This window comes from Mesorhizobium sp. M5C.F.Ca.ET.164.01.1.1, from assembly GCF_004792125.1.
In the GTDB taxonomy this organism is placed as follows: domain Bacteria; phylum Pseudomonadota; class Alphaproteobacteria; order Rhizobiales; family Rhizobiaceae; genus Mesorhizobium; species Mesorhizobium wenxiniae.
On sequence record NZ_SRTG01000001.1, the window covers coordinates 2326494 to 2350635 of the forward strand.

General features: G+C 63.1%; 23 protein-coding genes and 1 pseudogene. 16 read left to right on the forward strand and 8 right to left on the reverse strand.

The genetic code is table 11. The features are described from left to right. Positions 1–95 precede the first annotated feature (95 nt). Positions 96–1373 carry a TCR/Tet family MFS transporter gene (locus tag EN807_RS11545; protein ID WP_135935009.1) on the forward strand — a complete coding sequence of 426 codons (1278 nt, stop codon included), beginning with the start codon at positions 96–98 and terminating at the stop codon, positions 1371–1373. Positions 1374–1587: 214 nt separating this feature from the next. On the opposite strand, the gene carA is transcribed toward EN807_RS11545, so the two are convergent. Further along, entirely contained in the window at positions 1588–2790 is a 1203-nt protein-coding gene (gene carA / locus EN807_RS11550) for a glutamine-hydrolyzing carbamoyl-phosphate synthase small subunit (RefSeq protein ID WP_135935010.1), read from the reverse strand. A gap of 281 nt (positions 2791–3071) precedes the next feature. Here carA and EN807_RS11555 point away from each other — a divergent pair, with 281 nt between their 5' ends. Then, on the forward strand, positions 3072–3521 hold the full coding sequence (locus tag EN807_RS11555; protein ID WP_135935011.1) for a GatB/YqeY domain-containing protein: 450 nt from the start codon (positions 3072–3074) through the stop codon (positions 3519–3521). Between the two features lie 84 nt (positions 3522–3605). On the opposite strand, the gene EN807_RS11560 is transcribed toward EN807_RS11555, so the two are convergent. Next, on the reverse strand, positions 3606–4064 hold the full coding sequence (locus EN807_RS11560) for a DUF1801 domain-containing protein (protein ID WP_135935012.1): 459 nt from the start codon (positions 4062–4064) through the stop codon (positions 3606–3608). A 186-nt stretch (positions 4065–4250) separates the two neighbouring features. Between EN807_RS11560 and EN807_RS11565 the strand changes: the two genes are divergently transcribed. Beyond that, complete coding sequence (locus EN807_RS11565) at positions 4251–5126, forward strand: arginase family protein (RefSeq protein WP_189522390.1); 876 nt, start codon at positions 4251–4253, stop codon at positions 5124–5126. Between the two features lie 13 nt (positions 5127–5139). Here EN807_RS11565 and EN807_RS11570 read toward each other — a convergent pair whose 3' ends face one another. The 3 genes from EN807_RS11570 to EN807_RS11580 all read right to left on the reverse strand — a co-directional run bounded on the left by EN807_RS11570 (position 5140) and on the right by EN807_RS11580 (position 8835). Beyond that, positions 5140–5649, reverse strand: coding sequence for a DUF1801 domain-containing protein (locus EN807_RS11570; protein ID WP_135935014.1), 510 nt, complete (start codon positions 5647–5649; stop codon positions 5140–5142). A 180-nt stretch (positions 5650–5829) separates the two neighbouring features. Further along, positions 5830–7011 (reverse strand): MFS transporter, encoded by a 1182-nt coding sequence (locus EN807_RS11575; protein WP_135935015.1) that lies wholly within the window; start codon positions 7009–7011, stop codon positions 5830–5832. A 159-nt stretch (positions 7012–7170) separates the two neighbouring features. Then, positions 7171–8835, reverse strand: coding sequence for a Na/Pi cotransporter family protein (locus tag EN807_RS11580; RefSeq protein ID WP_135935016.1), 1665 nt, complete (start codon positions 8833–8835; stop codon positions 7171–7173). A gap of 392 nt (positions 8836–9227) precedes the next feature. Here EN807_RS11580 and EN807_RS37625 point away from each other — a divergent pair. The 7 genes and pseudogenes from EN807_RS37625 to EN807_RS11615 all read left to right on the forward strand — a co-directional run bounded on the left by EN807_RS37625 (position 9228) and on the right by EN807_RS11615 (position 16435). Further along, positions 9228–9599 (forward strand): annotated as a pseudogene (locus EN807_RS37625) (RcnB family protein). Positions 9600–9757: 158 nt separating this feature from the next. Next, positions 9758–11734: a DNA primase gene (gene dnaG / locus EN807_RS11590; protein WP_135935017.1), complete on the forward strand. Its 1977-nt coding sequence runs from the start codon at positions 9758–9760 to the stop codon at positions 11732–11734. 370 nt (positions 11735–12104) lie between these two features. Then, positions 12105–14126: an RNA polymerase sigma factor RpoD gene (gene rpoD / locus EN807_RS11595; protein ID WP_127317691.1), complete on the forward strand. Its 2022-nt coding sequence runs from the start codon at positions 12105–12107 to the stop codon at positions 14124–14126. Positions 14127–14331: 205 nt separating this feature from the next. Beyond that, complete coding sequence (locus EN807_RS11600; RefSeq protein ID WP_065009207.1) at positions 14332–14625, forward strand: GYD domain-containing protein; 294 nt, start codon at positions 14332–14334, stop codon at positions 14623–14625. Between the two features lie 160 nt (positions 14626–14785). After that, positions 14786–15166, forward strand: coding sequence for a DCC1-like thiol-disulfide oxidoreductase family protein (locus EN807_RS11605; protein ID WP_189522391.1), 381 nt, complete (start codon positions 14786–14788; stop codon positions 15164–15166). A gap of 199 nt (positions 15167–15365) precedes the next feature. Next, positions 15366–16037, forward strand: coding sequence for a PadR family transcriptional regulator (locus tag EN807_RS11610; RefSeq protein WP_135935018.1), 672 nt, complete (start codon positions 15366–15368; stop codon positions 16035–16037). A 107-nt stretch (positions 16038–16144) separates the two neighbouring features. Next, entirely contained in the window at positions 16145–16435 is a 291-nt protein-coding gene (locus EN807_RS11615) for an HlyU family transcriptional regulator (RefSeq protein ID WP_127317688.1), read from the forward strand. Positions 16436–16603: 168 nt separating this feature from the next. On the opposite strand, the gene EN807_RS11620 is transcribed toward EN807_RS11615, so the two are convergent. Beyond that, a complete protein-coding gene (locus EN807_RS11620; protein ID WP_135935019.1) occupies positions 16604–17239 on the reverse strand; it encodes an FMN-dependent NADH-azoreductase in 636 nt (211 codons plus the stop codon). 112 nt (positions 17240–17351) lie between these two features. On the opposite strand from EN807_RS11620, the gene EN807_RS11625 reads away from it, so the two are divergent. Beyond that, positions 17352–18299 carry a LysR family transcriptional regulator gene (locus EN807_RS11625; protein ID WP_135935020.1) on the forward strand — a complete coding sequence of 316 codons (948 nt, stop codon included), beginning with the start codon at positions 17352–17354 and terminating at the stop codon, positions 18297–18299. Here EN807_RS11625 and EN807_RS11630 read toward each other — a convergent pair. Beyond that, entirely contained in the window at positions 18241–18867 is a 627-nt protein-coding gene (locus EN807_RS11630; protein ID WP_135935021.1) for a TetR/AcrR family transcriptional regulator, read from the reverse strand. The two genes, EN807_RS11625 and EN807_RS11630, sit on opposite strands and share 59 nt — an antisense overlap. Before the next feature lie 66 nt (positions 18868–18933). On the opposite strand from EN807_RS11630, the gene EN807_RS11635 reads away from it, so the two are divergent. After that, the gene (locus tag EN807_RS11635) at positions 18934–19347 is read left to right on the forward strand and encodes a VOC family protein (protein ID WP_135935022.1); all 414 of its coding nucleotides are present in this window, start codon (positions 18934–18936) and stop codon (positions 19345–19347) included. Positions 19348–19580: 233 nt separating this feature from the next. Beyond that, positions 19581–20381, forward strand: a complete 801-nt coding sequence (locus tag EN807_RS11640; protein ID WP_246684065.1) for an arginase family protein — start codon at positions 19581–19583, stop codon at positions 20379–20381. A gap of 3 nt (positions 20382–20384) precedes the next feature. Here the strand turns inward: EN807_RS11640 and EN807_RS11645 are convergent, their stop codons facing one another. Further along, positions 20385–21332 (reverse strand): trypsin-like peptidase domain-containing protein, encoded by a 948-nt coding sequence (locus EN807_RS11645; RefSeq protein ID WP_135935023.1) that lies wholly within the window; start codon positions 21330–21332, stop codon positions 20385–20387. Between the two features lie 271 nt (positions 21333–21603). On the opposite strand from EN807_RS11645, the gene EN807_RS11655 reads away from it, so the two are divergent. The 3 genes from EN807_RS11655 to EN807_RS11665 all read left to right on the forward strand — a co-directional run bounded on the left by EN807_RS11655 (position 21604) and on the right by EN807_RS11665 (position 24131). Next, positions 21604–22476, forward strand: coding sequence for a S1C family serine protease (locus tag EN807_RS11655; RefSeq protein ID WP_135935024.1), 873 nt, complete (start codon positions 21604–21606; stop codon positions 22474–22476). A gap of 8 nt (positions 22477–22484) precedes the next feature. Further along, entirely contained in the window at positions 22485–23150 is a 666-nt protein-coding gene (locus EN807_RS11660) for a LuxR C-terminal-related transcriptional regulator (RefSeq protein ID WP_135935025.1), read from the forward strand. Between the two features lie 114 nt (positions 23151–23264). Next, positions 23265–24131 (forward strand): NAD(P)-dependent oxidoreductase, encoded by an 867-nt coding sequence (locus tag EN807_RS11665; RefSeq protein WP_135935844.1) that lies wholly within the window; start codon positions 23265–23267, stop codon positions 24129–24131. Positions 24132–24142 lie beyond the last annotated feature (11 nt).

A 24142-nucleotide genomic window follows, 5' to 3' on the forward strand; every position in this document is an offset into this window, starting at 1 on the left:
CTGCCGAGTCCGTTCTCTTATTGTTCCGTAAGACAGGCTCGCCTATAACGAGCCCGCGCCTTTGCCCCAAGGCGGTCTGAGGAGCCGACGCCATCATGATAGACCCCCAAACCGCCAGGCGGGGCCTTGCGCTCGTTTTCACCACGCTGCTGCTCGATATCATCGGCTTCGGCATCATCATGCCGGTGCTGCCGGCCTATCTTAGGGAATTGACCGGCGTTGGCATCGGCGAGGCGGCGATCGAGGGGGGCTGGCTGTTCTTCGCCTATGCGGCGATGCAGTTCGTTTTCGCACCTGTCATCGGCGGGTTGAGCGACCGGTTCGGACGGCGGCCGATCCTGCTCGCCTCCGTCTTCACCTTTGCCATCGATAATCTGATCTGCGCTGTCGCCTGGTCCTACCCGATGCTGTTTATCGGACGCGTGCTGGCCGGCATTTCCGGCGCCAGCTATTCAACGACTTCCGCTTTCATCGCCGACATCTCGACCGATGAGAACCGGGCGAAGAACTTCGGCCTGCTCGGTATCGCCTTCGGCGTCGGCTTCGTCATCGGACCGGTTCTGGGCGGGCTGCTCGGCACGTTCGGGCCACGGGTACCGTTCTATTTCGCCGCCGCGCTTGCTTTCCTGAATTTCCTGATCGCCCTGTTTCTGTTGCCCGAAACGCTTGATAACAAGCACCGCCGCCGCTTCGAGTGGAAACGCGCGAACCCGGTCGGGACGCTCATCCAGATGCGCAACTACCAAGGCATTGGCTGGATCGGGCTTGTCTTCTTCTTGATGACGCTTGGGCATATGATGTATCCGGCGGTGTGGTCGTTCGTCTCCAATTACCGCTATGGCTGGAACGAACAGCAGATCGGTTTCTCGCTCGGCGCCTTCGGTCTGTGCGGGGCCATCGTCATGGCGACGGTCCTGCCGCGCGTGATCCCCAAACTTGGCGAGTGGAAGACGGCGGTACTCGGTCTTGCATTCACGGCACTCAGCGCCTTCGGCTACGCCTTCGCGTCGCAAGGCTGGATGATCTATGCGGTGATCGTCGTCGGCTGTCTGGAAGCCTTGGCCGATCCGCCGCTCAGAAGTCTCGCCGCCGCCAAGGTGCCGCGTTCGGCGCAGGGCGAACTCCAGGGGGCGATGACCTCGATCTTCTCGATCACGTCGATCATCACGCCGCTGCTGTATACGGCGATCTTTTCCTGGTTCACCGGTCCGGGCGCGCCCGTGGTGTTCGGCGGGGCCCCTTATCTGCTCGGCGCGGTTTTTCTCACGCTGGCGCTCATCGTCTTCGTCACGAAAGTGGCCAAGCCGACGCCGAAGGAAGTCAAACGCATGCATGCGCAAGAAGCGGTGACCGACGGGGTTGATCTTCGTTAAGAGCGAAAAAGCATGAAGGCGGCTCCATTTCCGCCGTCGCCGCCAGTCAATCCGTTTTAGCGCAATTGCGGGCGCAAAAGCCGATACTCACTTTTCGTGGAAAATGCTCCAATGCATGTCGCCTAAAAGTGCGCCCAGCGGTTTTGGGACAACGACATGCACAAAAACAGGAACTTAAAGAGCGTCGCAGGAATCCCTTCAGACGCGACGCGCTTTAGGTGCGCTCCGCCACCGCCAGCTCGCCGCGCTTTTCGCGGATGAGATTGACGAAGCGGCGGAACAGATAGTGCGAATCCTGCGGGCCGGGCGAGGCTTCGGGATGATGCTGGACCGAGAAGACCGGTCTTCCTGTCAGCGTGATGCCGCAATTCGAGCCGTCGAACAGCGAGACATGGGTTTCTTCGACGCCGCGCGGCAACGAGTCGGCATCGACGGCAAAGCCGTGGTTCATCGAGACGATCTCGACCTTGCCGGTGGTGTGATCCTTGACCGGATGATTGGCGCCGTGATGGCCCTGATGCATTTTGGCGGTTTTGCCGCCCAGCGCCAGCGCCAGCATCTGGTGGCCGAGGCAGATGCCGAACACCGGGATGTCGGTCTTCAGCAGGTCCTGGATGACCGGAACGGCATAGTCGCCGGTGGCTTCCGGGTCGCCGGGACCGTTGGAGAGAAAGATGCCATCGGGCCGCATGGCGAGGATCTCCTCGGCGCCGGTGTTGGCCGGCACCACCGTGACCTTGGCGCCAAGACCGGAAAGCAGGCGCAATATGTTGCGCTTGACGCCGTAGTCGATGGCGACGACATGCATGGACGGATCGGTCTGTTCGCCAAAGCCCTCGTCCCAGACCCAGGGCGTCTCGCGCCAGACCGAGGACTGGCCGGAGGTGACGTCCTTGGCCAGGTCAAGCCCGATCAGGCCGGACCAGGCGGCGGCGCGGCGCTTCAGATCGTCGATGTCGAAGATGCCGTCGGGCGCGTGCGCGATGACGGCGTTGGGCATGCCTTTTTCACGGATCAGCGCTGTCAGCGCGCGCGTGTCGATGCCCGAAAGCGCTACGATGCCACGCTTCTTCAGCCATTGGTCGAGACCAGCTGCGGCGCGATAGCTGGACGGATTGGTGACGTCGGCCTTGAACACGGCGCCGACGGCGCCGGCGCGCGCGACCGGGTTGAGATCCTCGATGTCCTCGTCATTGGTGCCGATATTGCCGATATGCGGAAAAGTGAAGGTGACGATCTGGCCAGCGTAGGACGGGTCGGTGAGGATTTCCTGATAGCCTGTCAGCGCGGTGTTGAAGCAGACTTCGGCGACGGCGGAGCCGGTGGCGCCAAGGCCGCGGCCCTCGATGACGGTGCCGTCGGCCAGCACCAGCAAGGCCGTCGGCTTCTCAGTGGCCCAGGGGGCGGTCGTTGCCATGGCGACACTCCTAAAGGGCTGCGCCCTTCGATCGGTCCGACGGACCACTCTGCGCAGCAAACCGCGCGCAGCGGCGATTTCGCAGCCAGCGCGCGCAACAAAAATTCAGTTCATGCAAGGCCCAGTACATAGGGGAAGGCGCCAAGGCGGTCAATGATGCCACGCCGTACGAGCCTTGGATTTATTTCGTCGAACAATATCAGCGGTTTGCCGGGCGACGTCGAATTTGCCATGGGGTTTCGGCACGGCTATTGTCCGTCGCATTGGAAGGAGAAAGCATCATGCGCGACAAAATCGCCGAATCCCTGAAGAGTGCGATGAAGGCGCAGGACAAGCGTCGGCTGCCGACCTTGCGGCTGATCCAGGCGGCCATTCACGATCGCGACATCGCCAATCGCGGCGCCGGCAAGGAGCCGGCCACCGATGACGAGATTTTGCAGATCCTGGCCAAGATGGTGAAGCAGCGCGAGGAGTCCGCCAAGGCTTTCGACGACGGCAAACGGCCGGAGCTTGCCGCACAGGAGCGCGACGAGATGGCTATCATCCGAGACTTCCTGCCGACGCAACTGGGCCAGGCCGAGACCGAAACGGCGATCCGCGCCGCCATCGCCGAGACCGGCGCCAGCGGCGTCAAGGACATGGGCAAGGTGATGGCTGCACTCAAGGAGAAATACGCGGGCCAGATGGATTTCTCCAAGGCGAGCGGCATCGTCAAGGGACTGCTGCAGTAGGGATTTTCCCCGCTCTTGCGATGTTCATAAGGCTTCGACGAAGGCGACCGCGGGGAGCCAAGCCTGGCCGGATGTGGACGATCCTTAAGCGCTCTTTGGTTTCTGAGAGCGGGTGGTGGTAGCTCGCCCCGACATGTTCAGTGCCACGGCGGCGCGAATGAGCGCCTTCAACGCCTCTTCATCGATCTTGTCGCCCTCATGGATATCGATGGCGCGCCGGGTGCTGCCTTCGAGGCTGGAGTTGAAGAGGCCTGAAGGGTCCTCCAGCGAGGCGCCCTTGGCGAAGGTCATCTTCACGACATTCTTGTACGTCTCACCGGTGCATATAATTCCGGCGTGCTCCCACACCGGAACTCCTCTCCACTTCCACTCCTCGATCACTTCGGGATCTGCCTGCTGGATGAGGGTTCGGACCCGAGCGAGCATCTCGCCCCGCCAATCGCTCAGCTCGTTGATTCTCGCATCTATCAACTGAGAGGGAGTGACTCCTCCTGCTCCTTCCTTCGAGCCGCTCTTCTTCATGGCTGTCGTCGCTTTGGTCATGATTGGTCCCAGTGGCTTTGTGCACGTCGGCGTCGGGCGTGTCACGACGGCATCGATGTGGCAAGCCATTTGCCGTTTCGGCGCGTTCGACAAACTCTCGACGTCGAGGAGGAACCTTCGTCCCTCCAGACCCGTTTTGCAACGAGGATCATACGAAATTGGAGCCTCGATTTGTCGGCGCGTTGCTTGAACATTATCGGCGCCGCCACCAGCGCCGGCGCCTATTCGCCGGGGCAGGAACAAGCCCCCGCGGCCTTTCGGCGACATGGGCTCGCAGAGGCGCTCGCGAGCCGAGGCAGAACCATCAGGGATGATGGCGATGTTGCATCATTCCGATGGCGACCGGATCCCTCGCAGCCGCAGGCTATGAACCTGGAGGCCGTGCGCCACGCCTGTGACATGGTCGCAAGCCACGTGGCGACGGCGATCGCAGCGCAGGAAGACGTGCTTGTTTTAGGCGGCGATTGTACTGTGGAGCTGGGAACGGTCGCCGGAGCGAACGCCGCCGGTGCGCGGATCGGACTCGTCTACATAGACTTCGACGCCGATCTCAACACACCTGACACGAGCGACGGCGCCTTGGACTGGACGGGTGTCGCTCATATGCTCGATATCCCCGGATGCGAGCCTTCGCTCGCCAGGCTCGGCCCAACTCGTCCGATGCTTGTGCCTCAGCAACTCCTCTATTTCGGCGTCGAGAACATCACTCCGCCCGAAGCCGCGGTGATCAGAGATAACGCGATTAAGGTTATATCGCGTGAGGAAGCTTTGAGTGATATCGAGGCGGCGACGGCGCGCGCGGCCGACTGGGCGGCCCGCTTTGACTGTGTGCTTATTCACTTCGATGTCGATGCACTCTCCTTTGTCGATTTTCCGATTGCTGAGAATGTGCGCCGTTGCGACGGTCTCAGACTGGAGGACGCCGCCTTCGCGCTAAAGCAGTTGACCGCCCTTTCGCAATGGCGCGGCCTGACCATCACAGAAGTTAATCCGGCCCATGCGCCAGACGAGTCCGCCGCGTTCGCCCGCTTGAATGAGGTGCTTGCAGACGCCCTTGGGTAATTCGCGACGCATCTCACATTCGTTCGCCGGGCAAATGGCTGGCTTGCTTCACCCAAGCGGCAAATTGAGCTTCGTCGAGCTGGTCCTCATAAACGTCGAGATAGCGCACTTCCTTGTGCTTGGACTTGCCGGGAGGAAGAGGACGCAGTGACGTGCCTCGGAAGAAGGTCACTTTGACGTAGCGGGTGAAGACATGGAACGACAGGAACCAGCCCTGGCCTTCGATGCCGTAAAATGGCGAGTTCCATTTGACTGTCTTGTGCACACCGGGGACGGTGCGCGCGATGATCGCGTCGAGACGGCGCCCGACGTCGCTTTTCCAGCCCGGCATGGCCGCGATGTAGGCCTGCACGGGAGCGTCGCCTTCAGCCTTCGCGATCTGGGGGTTGCCGCCTGCGAGGAGTGCCGGTTTCGCGGCCTTGCCGGGCTGCGGCTCCGGCGTCGCCTTGCGCGGTTTGGTCGGTTTCGCAGCGACCCGCTCGGCGGCGGCCTTCGCCGACTTCTCGGATGTGTGGTCGGCCATTGTGTTCACTCCAAGTGGTAATCGATGATACTTGATTTTAGAAAGCCGCCCCTGAAGATCAATTTCGGAATCCTATTGATCTCTGCCAAACCCACAAGCGCACAGGCAGAGGCTTTCTCTCCAAAAGGCGGACGTCGCGGAAAGCCTGCGCTACCGGATCGATTTGTGGAGTCTGCCGTTCTATTCGGCTGCGGCCGGCAGCGGCGGCGTGGTGTTGCGGCGCCACTCCTGGAGATGCGAGGCAAGCGCGACCGCCACGGCGACCAGCATGGCCATGGCGCCAACCACCGGCAGGCTGCGATAGCCATAACCGGCATTGAGCATAGCGGCACCGAGCGAGGCGGCCAGCGCGATGCCGACATTGAAGCCGGCCGGGATGAGCGATGAGGCGAGGTTGGAGGCATCCGCCGTCCAGGTCAGGATACGGGTCTGGATCGGCGTGCCGATGGCGAAGCTGAGTCCGCCCCAGACAGTGATCGCCACGACCATCGGCACCGAGTATGGGCTGACGGCGTAAATGACGGCAAGTGTCACCGCCTGCATGAAAAGCATGGTGATGAGCGAGGGCATCAGTTTCCAGTCGGCAAGCCGCCCGCCAAGAAAGACGCCGATCGTCGCGCCGACACCGTTGAGCAGGAGCACCCAGGGCACCAGCCCCTCGTCGAGGCCGGTGATTTCAAGCAGCGTCGGCGTGATGTAGGTGAAGAGGCCGAACTGACCGATCATCAGCATCAGCATGAGGATCAGCGACGTCCAGACCTGCTGGCGTGCGAGCACGCGAACCTCGCTGCCGAAACTGACGGACTGGCGCGACGATCCCGTCTTGCGTGGGAGGAGGGCGGCCATGGCGGCGATGGAAACCACACCGAGCGCACACATCACCCAGAACGTCGCACGCCACCCCCAAATGTTGCCGATCGCCGTGCCGGCCGGCACGCCGATGACATTGGAGACCGTGAGGCCCGACAGGATGAGCGCAACGGCCATTCCGCGCTGGTCGTGGCGGACCAGGCCGACCGCGACCACCATCGCGACGCCGAAATAGGCGCCGTGCGCCACGGCCACCGCAATCCGCAACAGCAACATGGACGCGAAGTCGGGTGCAACTGCGCAAGCGGCCTGGCCGATGGTGAAGGCTGCGGCAAGGCCAAGCAGCAAGGCCTTGCGCGAAATCGTCTTGGTGGCGAGCGTCAATAGCGGTCCGCCGATTGCGATGCCGCCGGCGTAGCCGGAGACGAGGTAGCCGGCAGTTGGGATGGAGACGCCAAGGCCATCCGCCACCTGCGGCAGCACGCCGGCGATGACGAACTCGGTGGTGCCGAATGCGAACGCAGCGATGAACAGGGCGATGAGGGGAAGCATGACGCGGGAAGGCGATCCTTGAATGAGATGGCCTCAAATCACGAACGAGAGCCGCGGGCAATCCAGAAATTGTCGACGCCGCTTTAGGTTTTCTTGATCGGGCTGGCGCGACGGTTTTTCCTTCTCCCTTTGTTGTGGGAGAAGGACAAGGCTCCGGGATTACCCGGCCTTCAACCGCGAGCCGGTGAGCAGGCCGCGTTCCTCGAGCACGGGATAAGCCATCGAGGCGAGCAGCGAGTTGATCTGCTTCAGGTCGCGGATGGTGTCGAGATGGATGGAACTGGTCTCGACGCTCTTGGCGGTGCCATCGCGCAGCCGCACGAAATGGCTGGCGCTGGTTTCCTTCTCGCGGTCGCGCAGCCGGTCCTTTTCGAGCACCAGCTGGCGGGCGGTCTCCGGATCGCGCGAGACCAGCACGTTGAAGGCAAGCCGTGCGTTGGCGAGCACCGAGGCGTGGAAGGCGCAAAGCTCGCGCCAGCCTTCGGGCGTGAACTCCAGCCCGCGCTCGAGCTTCTTCCTGACGTGCACCAGCATGTTGCGCACGATGATGTCGCCGACCTGCTCGAGCTTGACGCAGGCGCCGATCAGCTCCTGGCAGCGCAACGCCTCGTCCTCGCTCAGCGGGTTCTTCGTGACCTTGGCCAGATAGAGCTTTATCGCTGCGTGCTTCTTGTCGACCCGGTCGTCGAGTGCGGCCAGCGCCTTGATCTTGTCGGCGTCGGCGCTCTCATAGAGCTCGATGATGCGCTTCAGCATGATCTCGACCGTCTCGCAGACCCGCACCACCTCACGGGTGGCGTTGGCCAGCGCCTGGCTCGGCACATCCAGCGCGCTGTCGTTGAGCGCGGACAGCTCGACGACGTCGAGCGCTTCGGCCGGCGCTGGTTTGGTCCCGAGCGCCACGATCTTTTCCGAAGCGCGGTAGACGAGGCCGGCCAGTGGCAGGCCGGCAACCAGGATCAGGATGTTGAACAAGATGTGTGCGTTGACGATCTGGTCGGGCACGGTGGCGCCGAGAAAGGCGACCGGCGGCTTCAACCACAGGAACATGATCAGCATGGCCAGAGAGCCCATCCCGCGCATCAGGAGATTGCCGATCGGTACGACACGCACGCCCGGCTCCGCATTGCGGGTGAGCAGCGGCGCGATGATCGACGAACCCAGATTGACGCCGAGCACCAGCACGATGCCGAGTTCGGGCGGGATGAAGCCACGGCCGGCGAGCGTCACCATCAGCAGCACCGCGGCGATCGAGGAATGAAACAGCCAGGTGACCAGCGCCGCCAGCAGATAGGCGGTGACCGGGTCGCCGGAGAAGTAATCGACGACGACCGGCATCAGCGTGCTCTGGCGCAGCGGCTCCGATGCCTGGCCGATCATCTCCAGCGACAATACCAGCAGGCCGATGCCGACCAGGATGCGGCCGAACTGGCGCCAGTCGCGCCGCTCGGTGGCCATGAACATAACGGTGCCGGCGACAAGACAGACCGGCACCAGCAGCGACAGGTCGAAGGTGAGCAGCTTGACCACCAGTGCCGAGCCGATCTCGGCGCCCCGCACCGCAAGCTGGCCCGATATGCCGCTGACGATGCCGGCGCCGGCGAAGGAGCCGACCAGCAAGGTGACGGCGGTGGAGCTTTGCAGCGCGATCGCCAGGCCGCAGCCGGCAAGAACCGCCATTAAAGGATTGCGCATGGTCGCGCGCAGCTTGTGGCGCAGCACATCGCCGTAGGCGCGCTCGACACCTGTCTTCACCAAGCGGGTGGCAAACAGCATCAGCGCCACCGCGCCGGCAAGATGCAGCAAAACGACCGAACCGCTCATATCAGGCTCGCATTCCGACAGGCGCCAGCGATACCGGCGCCGTGACGGCAAAAAGGCAAAAGAGGGGGGCGAATCAAGGGCATTGCAAGGGTCGATACTACTCCGATTACTTTTAGCCGGATAATAAATTTTGCCCAATTCGGCCGGCTGTTGGTGCGCGACAGGGTGTGTCGGAAATGGATGGATCGCAAAATGGTTGCATTGCCGGCCGGCTTCTGGATGGTGGCGCGGTCGAGTGCCGACGACCCCTTCAAATCCGGTTTAAGCTGAATGTTGAATTAGCTATCTTAAATACATGAAATCATTACAATAACGTAGTCCGCGTGTTCAGTTTCGGTTCATTCTTCGGGCTCTATTGCTTGGGCATCGACAACCAAAGGAGCACCCCCGTGATGAAACGCATCATTCTTTCCGCAGTCGCCCTCTCGATGCTGGCTGCCACGTCCCTGCAGGGCCAGGCAGCGCCGCTGAACGCGCCGAATGCACCGCAGTCGAACTACAGCCAGGTCGACTGGAACCAGCCCGGCAAGCATGTCGACGTCAAGAAGCGCGTCGTGGTGAAGAAGAAAGTCGTCGTGAAGAGAAACCACTGGCGCAGTGGTCAGAAATATTCGAGCTGAAAGCGCCACCAGCCGATCCGCGACTATCGGCACTATGGCCTGCGTCGTCCGGGCCGCGGCCAGGAATGGATCCGCGTCGGCAACGATTATCTCTTGGTGAGCGTCGTCTCCGGCATCATCTTCGGCGCGATTGCCGCGCACTGACCGTCAAAACGTCGATCGGCACTGCGCCGGACACATGAAAAGAAGGCGGTCCGCAACGACCGCCTTCTTTTTGCGCTGTGAAAACCGGGTATGGTCCGCATTAGGAGTCGTCGAGTTTCGCCGGCGTGATTATATGGAGGGCAAACGAGCCGTTCCCAATGCGCTTTCCACCTGCCTTCCTCGACGAGATACGCGACCGCGTGCCGATTTCATCGGTGATCGGCCAGCGTGTTGCGTGGGACAGGAAGAAGACCAACGCGCCGCGCGGCGACTATTGGGCGTGCTGTCCCTTCCATGGCGAGAAGAGCCCGTCCTTCCATTGCGAGGACAAGAAGGGCCGGTACCATTGCTTCGGCTGCTCGGTTTCGGGCGACCACTTCAAATTCCTGACCGAACTCGACGGGATGAGCTTTCCCGAAGCAGTCGAGAAGATCGCCGACATGGCCGGCGTGCCGATGCCGGTTCGCGATGCCGAGGAGGAACGGCGCGAAAAGGAACGTGCCAGCCTGACCGAAATCATGGAAATGGCGACTGCCTTCTTCCAGGAGCGGCTGCAGGGACCGGAAGGCGCAAAAGCCCGCGCCTATCTGCGCGACCGCGGGCTGACACCGGCAACGCAGCAGTCGTTCCGGCTCGGCTATGCGCCCGACAGCCGCAACGCGCTGAAGGAGCATCTTGCCGCCAAGGGCGTGCCCAAGGCCGATATCGAGGCATGCGGGCTGGTGCGCCATGGCGACGACGTCCCGGTCTCCTACGACTGGTTCCGCGACCGCATCATGTTCCCGATTCCGGATTCCAGAGGCAAGATAATCGCCTTTGGCGGGCGGGCACTGGCAGCCGATGCGCTCGCCAAATACATGAATTCGCCCGACACCGAGCTCTTCCACAAAGGCAATGTGCTCTACAATTTCGCTCGTGCGCGCCAAGCGCTGGGAAAGGGGGCGCTGGCCAAGGGTGGCACGGTCATCGCCGTCGAAGGCTATATGGACGTGATCGCGCTGGCGCAGGCCGGTTTCGAGAATGTCGTGGCGCCGCTCGGCACCGCGCTGACCGAAAACCAGCTCGAACTCCTGTGGCGGATGGCCGGTGAGCCGGTGCTGTGCTTCGACGGCGACCAGGCCGGACTGAAGGCGGCATGGCGCGCCGCCGACATGGCGCTGCCGGCGGTTCAGGCAGGCCGCTCGGTGCGCTTTGCGCTTCTGCCCGAAGGCAAGGACCCTGACGATCTGGTCAAGGCCGAAGGGCCGGACGCGTTTCGCGCCGTGCTTTCCGAGGCGCGGCCGCTCGCCGATCTTTTGTGGATGCGCGAAACGGCCGGCGGCATCTTCGACACGCCGGAACGGCGGGCGGAACTGGAAAAGACGCTGCGCGAACTGACCAGCCGCATCCGTGACGAGAGCTTGCGCTATCACTACCAACAGGAAATGCGCGAGCGGGTGCTAACCTTTTTCGGCACCCAGCGCGGCGCGCGGCAAGGCTATCAAGGGGGGCGCCAAGATGGGCGGCCCGGCGGGCGCTTTCAGGGCAAGGGCTCGGCTCCTGGCGGACAGTTCGCGCGCGGCGGCAATGCCGGTGGACGCACCGCGATCACCGAAAGCCTCGGCCGCTCGGCGCTTGTCAAGCGCGGCAGCGAGGGGATGTCGGTGCGCGAGGCGACGATCATCGCAGCTCTTGTGAATCATCCGGCGCTGATCGACGAGAATTTCGAACATGTCGAGTTCCTCGACCTCGCCAACACCGATCTGAAGCGATTGCATGCGGCCATTCTCGATGCGATGGCGCATGACATGGCCAACGACCGCGACGCGGTGATCGCGACGATCGAACGGGCCGGCTGCGGCGAGATCTGGGCGCGCGTGGTGGCGCTGATCAAACGGGCTCGGCAGTGGCCGGCGCTGGAAACAGCCGGACTTGACGATGCCCGCGACGCCTTCAGCCAGGCGCTCCACTTGCAGCGCAGCGCGCGCACCTTACATAAGGAGCTGAAACAGGCGGAAGCGGCGCTCGCCAGCGATCCCACAGACGAAAACTACCGGCATCTCGTCGAGATCCAGGCGCAATTTCGTGATGTGCAAGCAACGGAAGCGCTGATCGAAGGGTTCGGTGTGTCCTCGGGCAGGGCCGGGCGGGTGTAGGTCGAAGCTTACGAAAGAGTGAAAGTGCAGAACCGTGCTTGCGCGTCGAATCAGCCGCGGCGCTTTAAGTCGGGTAATTGATTCGCTTTTTTCATGCGAATCATGCGAGAGGCGCTTGACCTTCTGGCAGAATAACGGAATCAGGACGATTCGAAACGTTAACCCGCGCCGGCGTCGACGGAAATGCAGCGATGTGAGATACCGGTCACTGGACAGGCGGTCAGCCTGCCACAGATACCAGGGTTAATCTGGACTTAACGAGAGATGCAGTTACTGGCCCGGGGAAGCGCGTTCTAGAGCGAGCGCATCTGATTTAACCGGTACGGCAGCTTACGCGGCTTGATACTTGGCCGCTTGGAGAAAATAAAGAATGGCGACAAAAGAAAAGGAAGAGGTCGAGACCGAACGTGAAGGCGCCACTGATGGGCCTCTGCTCGACCTTTCCGACGATGCTGTCAAGAAGATGATCAAGGCCGCCAAGAAGCGCGGCTATGTCACCATGGACGAACTGAACTCGGTGCTACCCTCGGAGGAAGTGACCTCCGAGCAGATCGAGGACACGATGGCCATGCTCTCCGACATGGGCATCAACGTGGTCGAGGACGACGAGCAGGGCGAGGAGCCCGAAGCCGCCGACGCGGCTGCCGACGCCGAGGAAGACGCCAACGAGCTCGCCGAGCAGACCGGTACCGCCGTTGCCGCGACGACCACCAAGAAAGAGCCGACCGATCGCACCGACGATCCGGTTCGCATGTATCTGCGCGAAATGGGCTCGGTCGAGCTTCTGTCGCGCGAGGGCGAAATCGCAATCGCCAAGCGCATCGAGGCCGGCCGCGAGACGATGATCGCGGGGCTGTGCGAAAGCCCGCTGACCTTCCAGGCCATCATCATCTGGCGTGACGAGCTCAACGAATCGAAGATCCTGCTGCGCGAGATCATCGACCTCGAAGCGACCTATGCCGGACCGGAGGCCAAGCAGGCGCCGGTGGTCGAGCGGATCGAGGAAGCGAAGACCGAGGAAAAGCCGCGCCGTTCGCGCGAGGACGAGGACGACATCACCAATGTCGGCGGCGACACGCGCGGTCTGACTGATGACGATGAGGAAGACGAGGACGAAGCGAGCCTGTCGCTGGCGGCGATGGAAGCGGAGCTACGCCCGCAGGTGATGGAGACGCTCGACGTCATCGCCGACACCTACAAGAAGTTGCGCAAGCTGCAGGACCAGCAGGTCGAGAACCGGCTGGCTGCCGCCGGCACGCTGTCGCCAAGCCAGGACCGTCGGCTGAAGGAGCTGAAGGACCAACTCATCAAGGCGGTGAAGTCGCTGTCCTTGAACACGGCGCGCATCGAGGCATTGGTCGAGCAGCTCTACGACATCAACAAGCGCCTGGTGCAGAACGAGGGCAAGCTGTTGCGGCTGGCCGAAAGCTATGGCGTGCGCCGCGAGGAATTCCTGAAGGAATACCAGGGCTCGGAACTCGATCCCAACTGGACGCGCTCGATCGGCAATCTGACCTCGCGCGGCTGGAAGGAATTCACCAAGAACGAAAAGGACGCGATCCGCGACCTGCGCGCCGAGATCCAGAACCTCGCCACCGAGACGGCGATCTCGATTCTCGAATTCCGCAGGATCGTCAACCAGGTGCAGAAGGGCGAGCGCGAAGCCGCGATCGCCAAGAAGGAAATGGTCGAGGCCAATCTGCGCCTCGTCATTTCCATCGCCAAGAAATACACCAATCGCGGCCTGCAGTTCCTCGATCTGATCCAGGAAGGCAATATCGGCCTGATGAAGGCGGTCGACAAATTCGAGTACCGTCGCGGCTATAAGTTCTCGACCTATGCGACGTGGTGGATCCGGCAAGCGATCACGCGCTCGATCGCCGACCAGGCGCGCACCATCCGCATTCCGGTGCACATGATCGAGACAATCAACAAGATCGTACGCACCTCGCGCCAGATGCTGCACGAGATCGGCCGCGAGCCGACGCCGGAAGAATTGGCGGAAAAGCTCGCCATGCCGCTGGAAAAAGTGCGCAAGGTGCTGAAGATTGCCAAGGAGCCGATTTCGCTCGAAACGCCGGTTGGCGACGAGGAGGATTCGCATCTCGGCGATTTCATCGAGGACAAGATGGCGATCCTGCCGATCGACGCGGCGATCCAGGCCAACCTGCGCGAGACGACGACGCGGGTGCTTGCTTCGCTCACCCCGCGTGAAGAGCGGGTGCTCAGAATGCGCTTCGGCATCGGCATGAACACCGACCACACGCTGGAGGAAGTCGGTCAGCAATTCTCGGTCACCCGCGAACGCATCCGCCAGATCGAAGCCAAGGCGTTGCGCAAGCTCAAGCATCCCAGCCGCTCGCGCAAACTGCGGAGCTTCCTCGATAGCTAATGCCGGGTGACGGATAAGCAATTTAAAGGGCGCTGCGGCGCCCTTTTTCGTTCGCCAGGAATTGTCTTGCCCGACGGTGCGGTTGTTGTTGCAGCACACCTGCTGTGAGAGGATAATCTCGTGTCGGATGCATTTTCTGGGCGACAAACCCGGATGCCCGCCCCGGCAGTGACGCCGTGCTCCGAGGCCCCGGAGGGAGGTGTGCATGACAAACTATATCGTGTTGATCAACTGGACGGAGCAGGGCGCCAAAAATGTGCGCGAGTCGCCGAAGCGGCTCGATGCCGCCAAGAAGCTGCTGGGAGACATGGGTGGCTCGTTCAAGGCGTTTTATCTCACCATGGGCGAATGCGATATGGTGGCGATCGTCGAAGCGCCCGACGATGCGGTGCTCGCTCGTTTCTCGCTGATGCTGGCGACAGGCGGCAATGTGAGGACGCGGACGCTCAAGGCTTTCCCGGAACTGGCCTATCGCGAGATCATCGCCTCGCTCGGCTGAAGCGTTGCGCGGCTACAGATCCGCGCAAGCTGCCGAGTTTCGGATATCGGACGACCGGGCGCCGCTTGGCGGCGCCCGGCCAGTTTGGTCCGAAATGTATGCGGGGCGAAGGTACTTCCCGGATACTCCGCGCAGCACTTCAACTCGCGTCTCTAAACACATGCCCAAGCCTCTGCTGACCATCTGGTACAACACCCGCTGTTCGGTTTGCGATGCCGGCATCAGCCGGCAGAAGCGGCGGCTGATCGAGGCGATCAAGACCGGGCGGATCGCGTTTCGCGACATCAATGCCGAACCGACGGCTCTGGCCGGATACGGCGTGTCGCTGGAGGACATCCGCTACCGGCTGCACGCAACCGATGCGGACGGCAAACTGCTGGTCGGCGTCGACGTCGCAATTGCCGTCTGGCTAAGAACGCCGGGCGAGGGCTGGCTGGCAGCGCTGTTCGGCAACCGCACCGTGCTGCCGCTGACGCGCTATGCCTATGATCGCTTCGCCGATCTTCTCTATGCCTGGAACCGGCGCAAGGGCCGCTGGTAAGCGGCACAGACATCCTGTTCGTCGAAGGCCCGGAGCTGCCCCGGGCCTTTTGGGACTCCGGAGAGGTTCAGCCCACTGCCTTAGCCGCAAACGCGCACTTTAAACCGGAATTACGTTACATCTTAAGATATATCTTGACTTAATCACCTCGCCTGGCTAACTAAGATATATCGTAAGACATAACTCAAGGAGCAGGGCAATGCACGGACATCATCATTTCGGCGAGCATGCCGAGCGCGTTTTCATGCATATGGCCGGTAAGTTCGGTGGTCGTGGCGGCGGCTTCGGCCCATTGGGCCACGGGATGAGGGGCGGCGGGCGCGGCGGTCCGGGCGACATGTTCCGCGCCGGGCGCATGCTGGCCGACGGCGATCTCAAGCTGATCACGCTGTCGCTGCTGGCCGAGGCGCCGCGCCACGGCTACGACATCATCAAGGCGCTGGAGGAACGCACCAGCGGCGTCTACAGCCCGAGCCCGGGCGTGGTCTATCCGACGCTGACCTTCCTGGAAGAGGCCGGCTATGCCGTCTCGTCGGCGGAAGGCAACAAGAAGGTGTTTTCGATTACCGAGGCCGGGCAGGCGCACCTTAATGACAATCGAGAGATGATCGACCATGTGCTCGACCATCTCGAGCGTTTCGGCCGCAAGATGGCAAAGGCGCGCGACTGGTTCGGCTGGAACGACGATGGCGAGGATGGCGGACGTCGCGGCCGCGGCCGTTCGGAAAAGCGCGACGAATTCCGCGCCGTGCGCCACCGGCTGCGCGCAGCCCTCGGCGACATCGTCGACGCGCCCGCTGAAAAACAGGCCGAGGCGATTGCGATATTGGAAGGAGCCGCCGAAGCCCTCGAAGCGCTGTCGCGCGGCTGACTTCCGAGGCCGGATGCGGCCCTTGCCCGTTTGCCTAAGGACCGCTAGTGAAATCATCCTGCACCACGCTATGTGATGTAGGATGATTGCCGTTGGAGGGCGCTCCCATGTCTTTTCTGAAACGTCTTTTCGGTGGCGGCGGTGACGCGGGCGAGCCAAAGAGTGGTGCACCGGCAAAGCGGATCGAGCACAAGGGATTTTTGATCAGCGCCACGCCCTACAAGGCGGAAGGCCAATACCAGACCTGCGGCGTAGTTTCTAAGGAAATCGACGGCGTGATGAAGGAGCACAAATTCATCCGCGCCGACCGTTTTGCCGGGCTCGACGACGCCGTCGACATCTCGATCAAGAAGGGCATCCAACTCGTCGACGAGCAGGGCGAGAAGATGTTCGGGTAGCCTAGCGGCGGCGCTGCGAGCGCGACTTGCGGAACCGTCCGCGCGCAAGCTCTTCGATTGCCAAATTGCGTGCTGACCGGCTCCGATGCGGCCGCGTCAGGTGACAAATGCAAAAAGGCAGGCGCCCGGCGCCTGCCTTTTTCGGTTCTGATACCAGTTGTTCGCTCTCTACGCGGCAGCGGCAACCGTTGCGGCCGTGGCCACCGCTGAATCCACCTTGGCTGACGCCTTGGCCAGAGCGGCCGAGACGGCCTCGGGGCCCATGCCGACGCCCTCGATGCGGATGACTTCGACGTCGGTCATGCCGATGAAGCCAAGCACGCTGCGCAGATAAGGGATGGCGTGGTCCATCTGCACGGCAGCGCCTTCCGAATAGATGCCGCCCGAGGCGAGGACGATGTAGACCTTCTTGCCGGTGACCAGGCCCTTCGGGCCATTCTCGCCATAGGCAAAAGTCCTGCCGGAGCGGGCGACGTGATCGACCCAGGACTTCAGGGTCGACGAGATGCCGAAATTGATGAAGCCGGTGGCCAGGATGATGGTGTCGGCGGCGAACAGCTCGTCGAGCACGGCGTCGGACACGCCGACGACCTCGGCTTGGCGCGGGGTACGGGATTCAGCCGGCGTATAGATGCCGGCTGAATAGTCCGGATCGATGTGCGGCAGCGGGTTGGCAACGAGGTCACGCACGACAAGCTTGGCCGAAGGATCGACGGTAACGAGCTTCTCGGCCAATTCGGTGGCGATGCGGGTCGAGTGCGAGGCGTTGCCACGCGGGCTCGAGATGACAAGAAGAATGGACATGGCGGGCTCCAGGGTTGGATGAATTGTCCCGCCAGATATGGGCTCACCGACCCATTTGAAAAACTGGGATATTTTCTATATGATCCATCCAGATATTAGATGGAAAAAGCGCATGCACCCCAACCCAACACTCGACCAACTGCAGATTCTGGTTACGGTGGCCGACACCGGCAGTTTCTCCGCCGCCGGCCGCAAGCTCAACCGGGCGCAATCGGTCATCAGCTATGCCATCGCCAATCTCGAGGCGCAGCTCGGGCTGAAGCTGTTCGAGCGCGAGGGTACGCGCGAGCCGCAACTGACCGAGATCGGCCGGGCGATGCTGGAGGACGCGCGACGCATGACCGGTGTGCTGCAGCGCATCCGCTCGCGCGTCGACGGCTACCATCAGGGGCTGGAGGCCGAGGTGGCGCTGTCGGTCGATGCGGCACTGCCCTCACCGGTGCTGGTGCGGGTGCTGAAGGCTTTCGAGGCTCAGTTTCCGACCGTGATGCTGCGCCTCCATATCGGCACGCTCGGCCTGATCCCCGATCATGTCGTCAGCGGGCAAGCCGATCTCGGTGTTGGCGGCCTGCTGGGCGAGGTCGACGTCCACCTTGTGCGCATCGGCTTCATGTCGATGGTTCTGGCCGCGGCGCCAGGCCACCCGCTGGCGCTGCTGCCGAAGCCGGTGGCGATCGAGGAGGTGCGCGAACACACCCAACTCGTTGTCACCGACCAGTCCGAGCGCACCAAGGGGCGCGACTTTGGCGTCTTTGCCTACCGCACCTGGCGGCTGACGGATCTGCGCACCAAGCATATGCTGATGCGTGAGGGGCTGGGTTGGGGCGGGCTGCCGCGATGGCTGATCGCCGATGATCTGGCGAGTGGCCGGCTGGTGGAACTCGACCTCGAGCCTTACAGCGAGGTGCGTTCGCCGCTGTTTGCCATGCATCGCACCGACCGAAGCCCGAAACCCGCGGCAGCTTGGCTGATCGATCAGTTCAAACGGCAGCTCGGCTGCTTCAACGAGTTCGAGCCGGGCCAGGTGCCTGGGGATGAGTCGGAGACAGTCCATCGATAAGGGCGACAAGCACCTCGCGATAGGGGCCGGTTTCGGCGCCGGCCTCGATAGCGAGCGCCGCCCGATCAAAGGCGGCGGCAAGCAGCGCGGTCAGTGCCTCCACCGGCAATCTCGTCATGGTCTGCGCGCGCATCGCCGCGACGAGGCCCTCGCGCAAGGAACGGTTGCCGTGGCGGTTATCGATGTCGTCCATTGCGGCGCGGCCGAGCACGGCCGGTCCGTCGAGCAGCAGCAGCCGGGTGCGGCCAGGTGCGCGCATGGCGGCAAGGTAGGCATCGGAACCGGCGATCAGCGCGTCACGGGCAAACAGTGAGGGCGGCGAGGCGCGCTCTATCTCTTCCGCCACAGCCGCCGCCTCTTGCTCGACCACCGCGGCAAACAGCGCCTGCTTGTCGGCAAAGTGGTGGTAGAGCGCGCCGCGCGTGACGCCGGCCGCTGCAACGATCTCTGGCGTGCCGGTCTCCGCATAGGATTTCTCGGTGAACAGTTTTCGCGCCGCGGCGATCAGGTCGGCGCGCGTCGCTTCGGTGCGATCGCGGTTGGAGCGGCGCGCGGGTTCCTGTTGCATACGTGCAGCCTGTATGTTAATAGAATTTACATGCAGACTGTATGTTATTTGACGGGAGAAGGAAAGATGAAGACGACGAGCTATTATCCGGTGCTGATGACGGGCGACGTTGCCGGCACGAAGGCCTTCTATATCAACCACTTCAGTTTCAAGCCGCTGTTTGCGAGCGACTGGTATGTGCATCTGCAGTCGGCCGAGGATCGCCGGGTCAATCTCGGCATCGTCCAAGGCGACCACGAGACGATACCTGAGGAGGGGCGTGGCCGAACGTCGGGGCTGCTGATCAATTTCGAGGTCAAGGATCCGGACGCGGTCTACGAACGGATCCTGGCCGCCGGCCTGCCGATCCTGCGGTCCTTGCGCGACGAACCCTTCGGCCAGCGTCATTTCATCACCAAAGACCCCAATGGCGTGCTGATCGACGTGATTAAGCCGATCCCGCCGAGCGCGGAGTTCCTGGCGCAGTTTGTTGAAGGGTGACGGGAGCCTGAACGACGCCCCCCGACAGGAATTGTCGGCAAGAGGTGAGGGGACGACTCGGGCCGCGTGACCGGGCGGGCATTCGCGGTCTATGGTGAGCTTGGCAACCCTGGGCCCATTCCATGCGTGAAATCTGCCTTGTCCGCGCACCCTCAAACCTTGGCCTGCGCCCGCTGAGGCCAGGTCATATACCGGGGACGTGGCGTGCGCCGCAGGCGTTGACCGAAGCTGGCTTGATCGACAGGCTTTCGCCCCTCAAAGTGGTTGATCTTGATCGGCCCTGCTATAGCACGGAGCCACAGCCGGGCACCCGGCTGCGCAACGGCAACGCGCTACGCAGCTTCAATCTCGGACTCGCTGAAGTTGTTGCCGGCGCGCTGGGACGAGGCGAGTTCCCGCTGGTCGTCGGCGGCGACTGCGCGGTTCTGCTTGGCGCGCTGGCCGCTGCCCGGCGATCTGGTCCCGTGGCGCTGGTCCATGTCGACGGCCACAGCGATTTCCGCCATCCGGGCAACTATGACATCAACGCTGCACTCGGCTCGGCCGCCGGCATGGACCTTGCCCTCGCCACCGGACGTGGCGAGCCGTTGCTGACCGACTGGCCTGACATCGCAAGCCCCCTTGTTGTGGACGAGCAGGTGATTCAGATCGGCGAACGCGAGAACCGCGACCCCGACTTCGCCTGGCCTGACATCAATTCGACCGCGATGACGCTGATCGACGTCTTTGCCGTGCGAGATCTTGGCGCGGCAAAGGTCCTGGACAAGACCTGGACCACGCTGGCGCGAACCGGCTGGCCCTATTGGGTGCATTTCGACGTCGATGCGCTCGATCAGACGGTGATGCCGGCGGTGGATTCACCAGGCAGTCCCGGCATCGATCCCGACGATCTCGTCGCCATTCTCGCGGCGCTGGTAGCGGATCCGCGCTGCACCGGAATGGATATGACCATTTTCGATCCTGACCTCGATCCGACCGGAGAGCTGGCCGTGCTGCTGGTTTCGCTGCTTGGCCAGATCTATGCGCCGCGATAATCGTTAGCTTCGCGCCACCGGCATCACCTTGACCTGAGTAATGCCGGAGCGGCGCACCACCGTGCACAGGGTGTCGCGGCCGATGCGCTCGGCGTCGAGCAGGCGCACCAGATCGTCGACGCCGGTGACCGGGCGTCCGTCGATGGCGGCGATGATGTCGCCTTCCCTGAGCCCGGCCTTGGCCGCCGGGCTGTTCGCCTCGACGCTGCGCAGGCGCACCGCCGTGCTGCTCGACACTTGCGACAGCAGGGCGGCGCGGCGCGGCAGGTTTGTCGTGTCGGCCGAGACGCCGATGAAGGCGCGGCGGACGCGGCCGAAGCGGATGATCTCCGAAATGACGAAATTGGCGGTGTTGGACGCAACCGCGAAGGCGATTCCTTGCGCACCATGGATCATGGCGGTGTTGACGCCGATGACCTCGCCCGCCGACGACACCAGCGGTCCGCCGGAATTGCCGGGGTTGAGTGCTGCGTCGGTCTGGATGACGTCGTCGATCAGCCGGCCGGTGGAGGCGCGCATCGAGCGGCCGAGCGCCGAGACGACGCCTGATGTGACGGTCCATTCGAAGCCGAGCGGGTTGCCGATGGCAATGGCGATCTGGCCGCGCCGCAGACGCTTGGAATCGCCGAGCGGCGCGATATCGGCAAAGCTGCCGTCGGCACGCACCAGCGCGATGTCGGTGTCGGGGTCGCGGCCGAGAACACGGCCTTCTCTGGAGACGCCGTCCGGCATGGTGACGCGGACGGTGCGGGCATCGCCGACGACGTGGAAGTTGGTGACGACCAGCCCGTCCGGCGTGAGGACGAAGCCGGAGCCTTGGCCGCCGGCACCACCGATGCGCTCGATGCGGCAGACGGCGGGACCGATGCGGTCCACGGCATCGGCGACCGTTGCCGAATAATCATCGAGCAGCGCATCGTCGAATTGCAATTGCTGGGCGGGAAGGGACATGGCAGGGCTCCGTGTCTTTAGAGCAAGATGAAGGATGCCTATATGTGCGGAGCGGCCGGATCGGCCGCGACCTGACCAGATGGCCAGTCCAACGCCCAACTAGCCGTCAGGCGAGTACCCGCGAACGCGCTGCCGAGCGATATCTGGGTTAGAGCGACGAGCGTCCATTGGACGCTCAAAGTACGCTCTAAGACTTTGAGTTCTCGCATCGTGCTTTCCGAAACTCGATTCCGATTTTCGGGCCGATGCGATAAAAGGCCAGGAGACCAACATGAGCGACTTCAATCTGAGCGCATTTTCCGACGCCATCGCCGATATCGCCGCCGCGGCGGCGCCGGCGACGGCGAGCTTCGCCACGCATCAGCATCGCACCGCGACCGCCTTCCATTGGCGCGACGGCTATTTTATCGCTGCCGAGGAGGCGGTGGAGGCCGGCGAGGAGATCGAGATGACGCTTTCTTCGGGCGACAAGGTGAAGGCTGAGCTGGTCGGCCGCGATCCATCCACTGGGACGGCCCTTCTGAAGCCGACCGGCGCGCCGGACGTGCCGTCGCTGGCCAAGGCAGGCACGGTGCGGCCGGGCCATCTCGCCATCGCCATCGGCAATAGCGACGGTGCGGGGCTCGCCGCATTCGGCACGGTCGGTGAGGTCGGTCCGGCCTGGCGCTCGATGCGCGGCGGCACGATCGACCGGCGCATCAATCTGGCCGTCAATGCCGGCGGCCGTTTCGAGGGCGGCCCGGTGCTCGACGCCAAGGGCGCACTGATCGGCATGCTGCTGTTCGGGCCGCGCCGGCGGGCGATGGTCATGCCTTATGAGACTATCGAGCGGGCGGCAGCGACGCTGCGCGAGAAGGGCCATGTCGCGCGCGGCTATCTCGGCGCCGGCCTGCATCCGATCCGCAACGGCGACACGCATGGCGCGATGGTGATGAGCCTCGACGATAATGGCCCGGCGAAGGCCGCCGGCCTGCATCTTGGCGACATCATCGTGTCGTGGAACGGCGAAGCCGTGCATGGCCCGCGCGACCTGATCCGCAGGCTCGGGCCGGACAGCGCCGGCGCGTCGGTGACGCTCGGCGTGGCACGCGGCGGCGAACGGCGCGATGTCGTGCTGACCATCGGCGAAAAGCCGCTGAACTGAGAAGATCGATGGCAAGTCACGGGCTCACGGGGCGGCGGCTGACGGTGCTGATCGCGCTCGATGACGCCGTACGTGCCGAACACCTGTCCACGGCCCTTGCCGCGACTGACGATCTGCTGCCGATTGTGGCCGGCAAAAGCGATAGCGGCGACAGAGCCGATGTCGCGATCATCGATGATAATATCCTGGAAAGAGAAGCCCTGGAGGGCGGACGGCTGGAAGGTGCGGCCACCGATCCCGCGATACCCCAGGTGCTCTTGTCTCAACGAGGCAGGCGGCAGCGGCCCGCCGATACCGTGTTTGCCGTGCTGCCGGCGGCAGCGGACGATCTGCTGATCGCTGCTGCCGCGCGGCTGGCGGCGGCTGGCTACCGGATTTCGGGCGAGGGCCGCCCCTTGTCCGATCGGCATGACGATTTCGCTTTCCATGACGACGACCTCTCCGACGAGGAGCCGATCGACGACAGGACCGAGCGGCCGGCGCTTTCGCCGCGCGAGAGCGAAGTGCTGGTGCTTTTGGCCGAGGGCGCGCCCAACAAGGTGATCGCGCGGCGCTTGAACATTTCCGTGCACACGGCGAAGTTCCACGTCGCGGCCATCCTGATCAAGCTAGGTGCGGCCAACCGCACCGACGCGATCGCCATCGCCATGCGGCGAGGCTTGGTGCTGGTCTAATTTGTCGTTCCAAAGCCTACGCAGCGTAAACTACATCCGGCGTGTTGGGCCTTGCGCGGCACGCAACCGCCGCGCAAGGATCACGCCTATGATGTTGCGAGGGAGGCGGAAGACATGTCGCTCAAGGGAAAGACGCTGTTCATCTCCGGCGGGTCGCGCGGCATCGGGCTGGCGATCGCACTGCGCGCTGCGCGCGACGGCGCCAATGTGACGATCGCGGCCAAGACCGCCGAGCCTCATCCAAAGCTGCCAGGTACGATCTACACGGCGGCTGAGGAGATCGAGCAGGCCGGCGGCAAGGCCTTGCCGATTTTGTGCGACATACGCGAGGAGGAGCAGGTGGCCGAGGCGGTCGCCCGGACCGTCGAAAAATTCGGCGGCATCGACGTCTGCATCAACAATGCTAGCGCCATCCAACTCACCGGCACGCTGGAAACCGATATGAAGCGCTACGATCTGATGCACCAGATCAACACCCGCGGCACGTTCCTGGTTTCCAAAATGTGCATTCCGCACCTGAAGTTGGCTGACAATCCTCACATCTTGAATCTAGCGCCGCCGCTCGACATGAAGGCCAAATGGTTCAAGAACCATGTCGCCTATACGATGGCCAAATTCGGCATGTCGATGTGCACGCTGGGCATGAGCGCGGAGTTCGCCAGGGACGGCATCGCCGTCAATTCGCTGTGGCCGATCTCGACTATCGACACGGCAGCGGTGCGCAATCTCCTGGGCGGGGCGACAGTGGCGGCGATGAGCCGTTCGCCCGATATCATGGCCGAGGCCGCGCATGCGATCCTGCTCAGGCCGTCGCGCGAAGCCACCGGCAATTTCTACATCGACGAGGAGGTGCTGCGCGCCGAGGGCGTCAGCGATTTTTCGATCTATGCGCCGGGCGCGACAGGCCCGCTTGCCGGTGACTTCTTCGTGCCCGACGAGGTTTTCGCGAATTCGGAAACCAACATCAAAAGTATTTACTGACCGGCACGGAC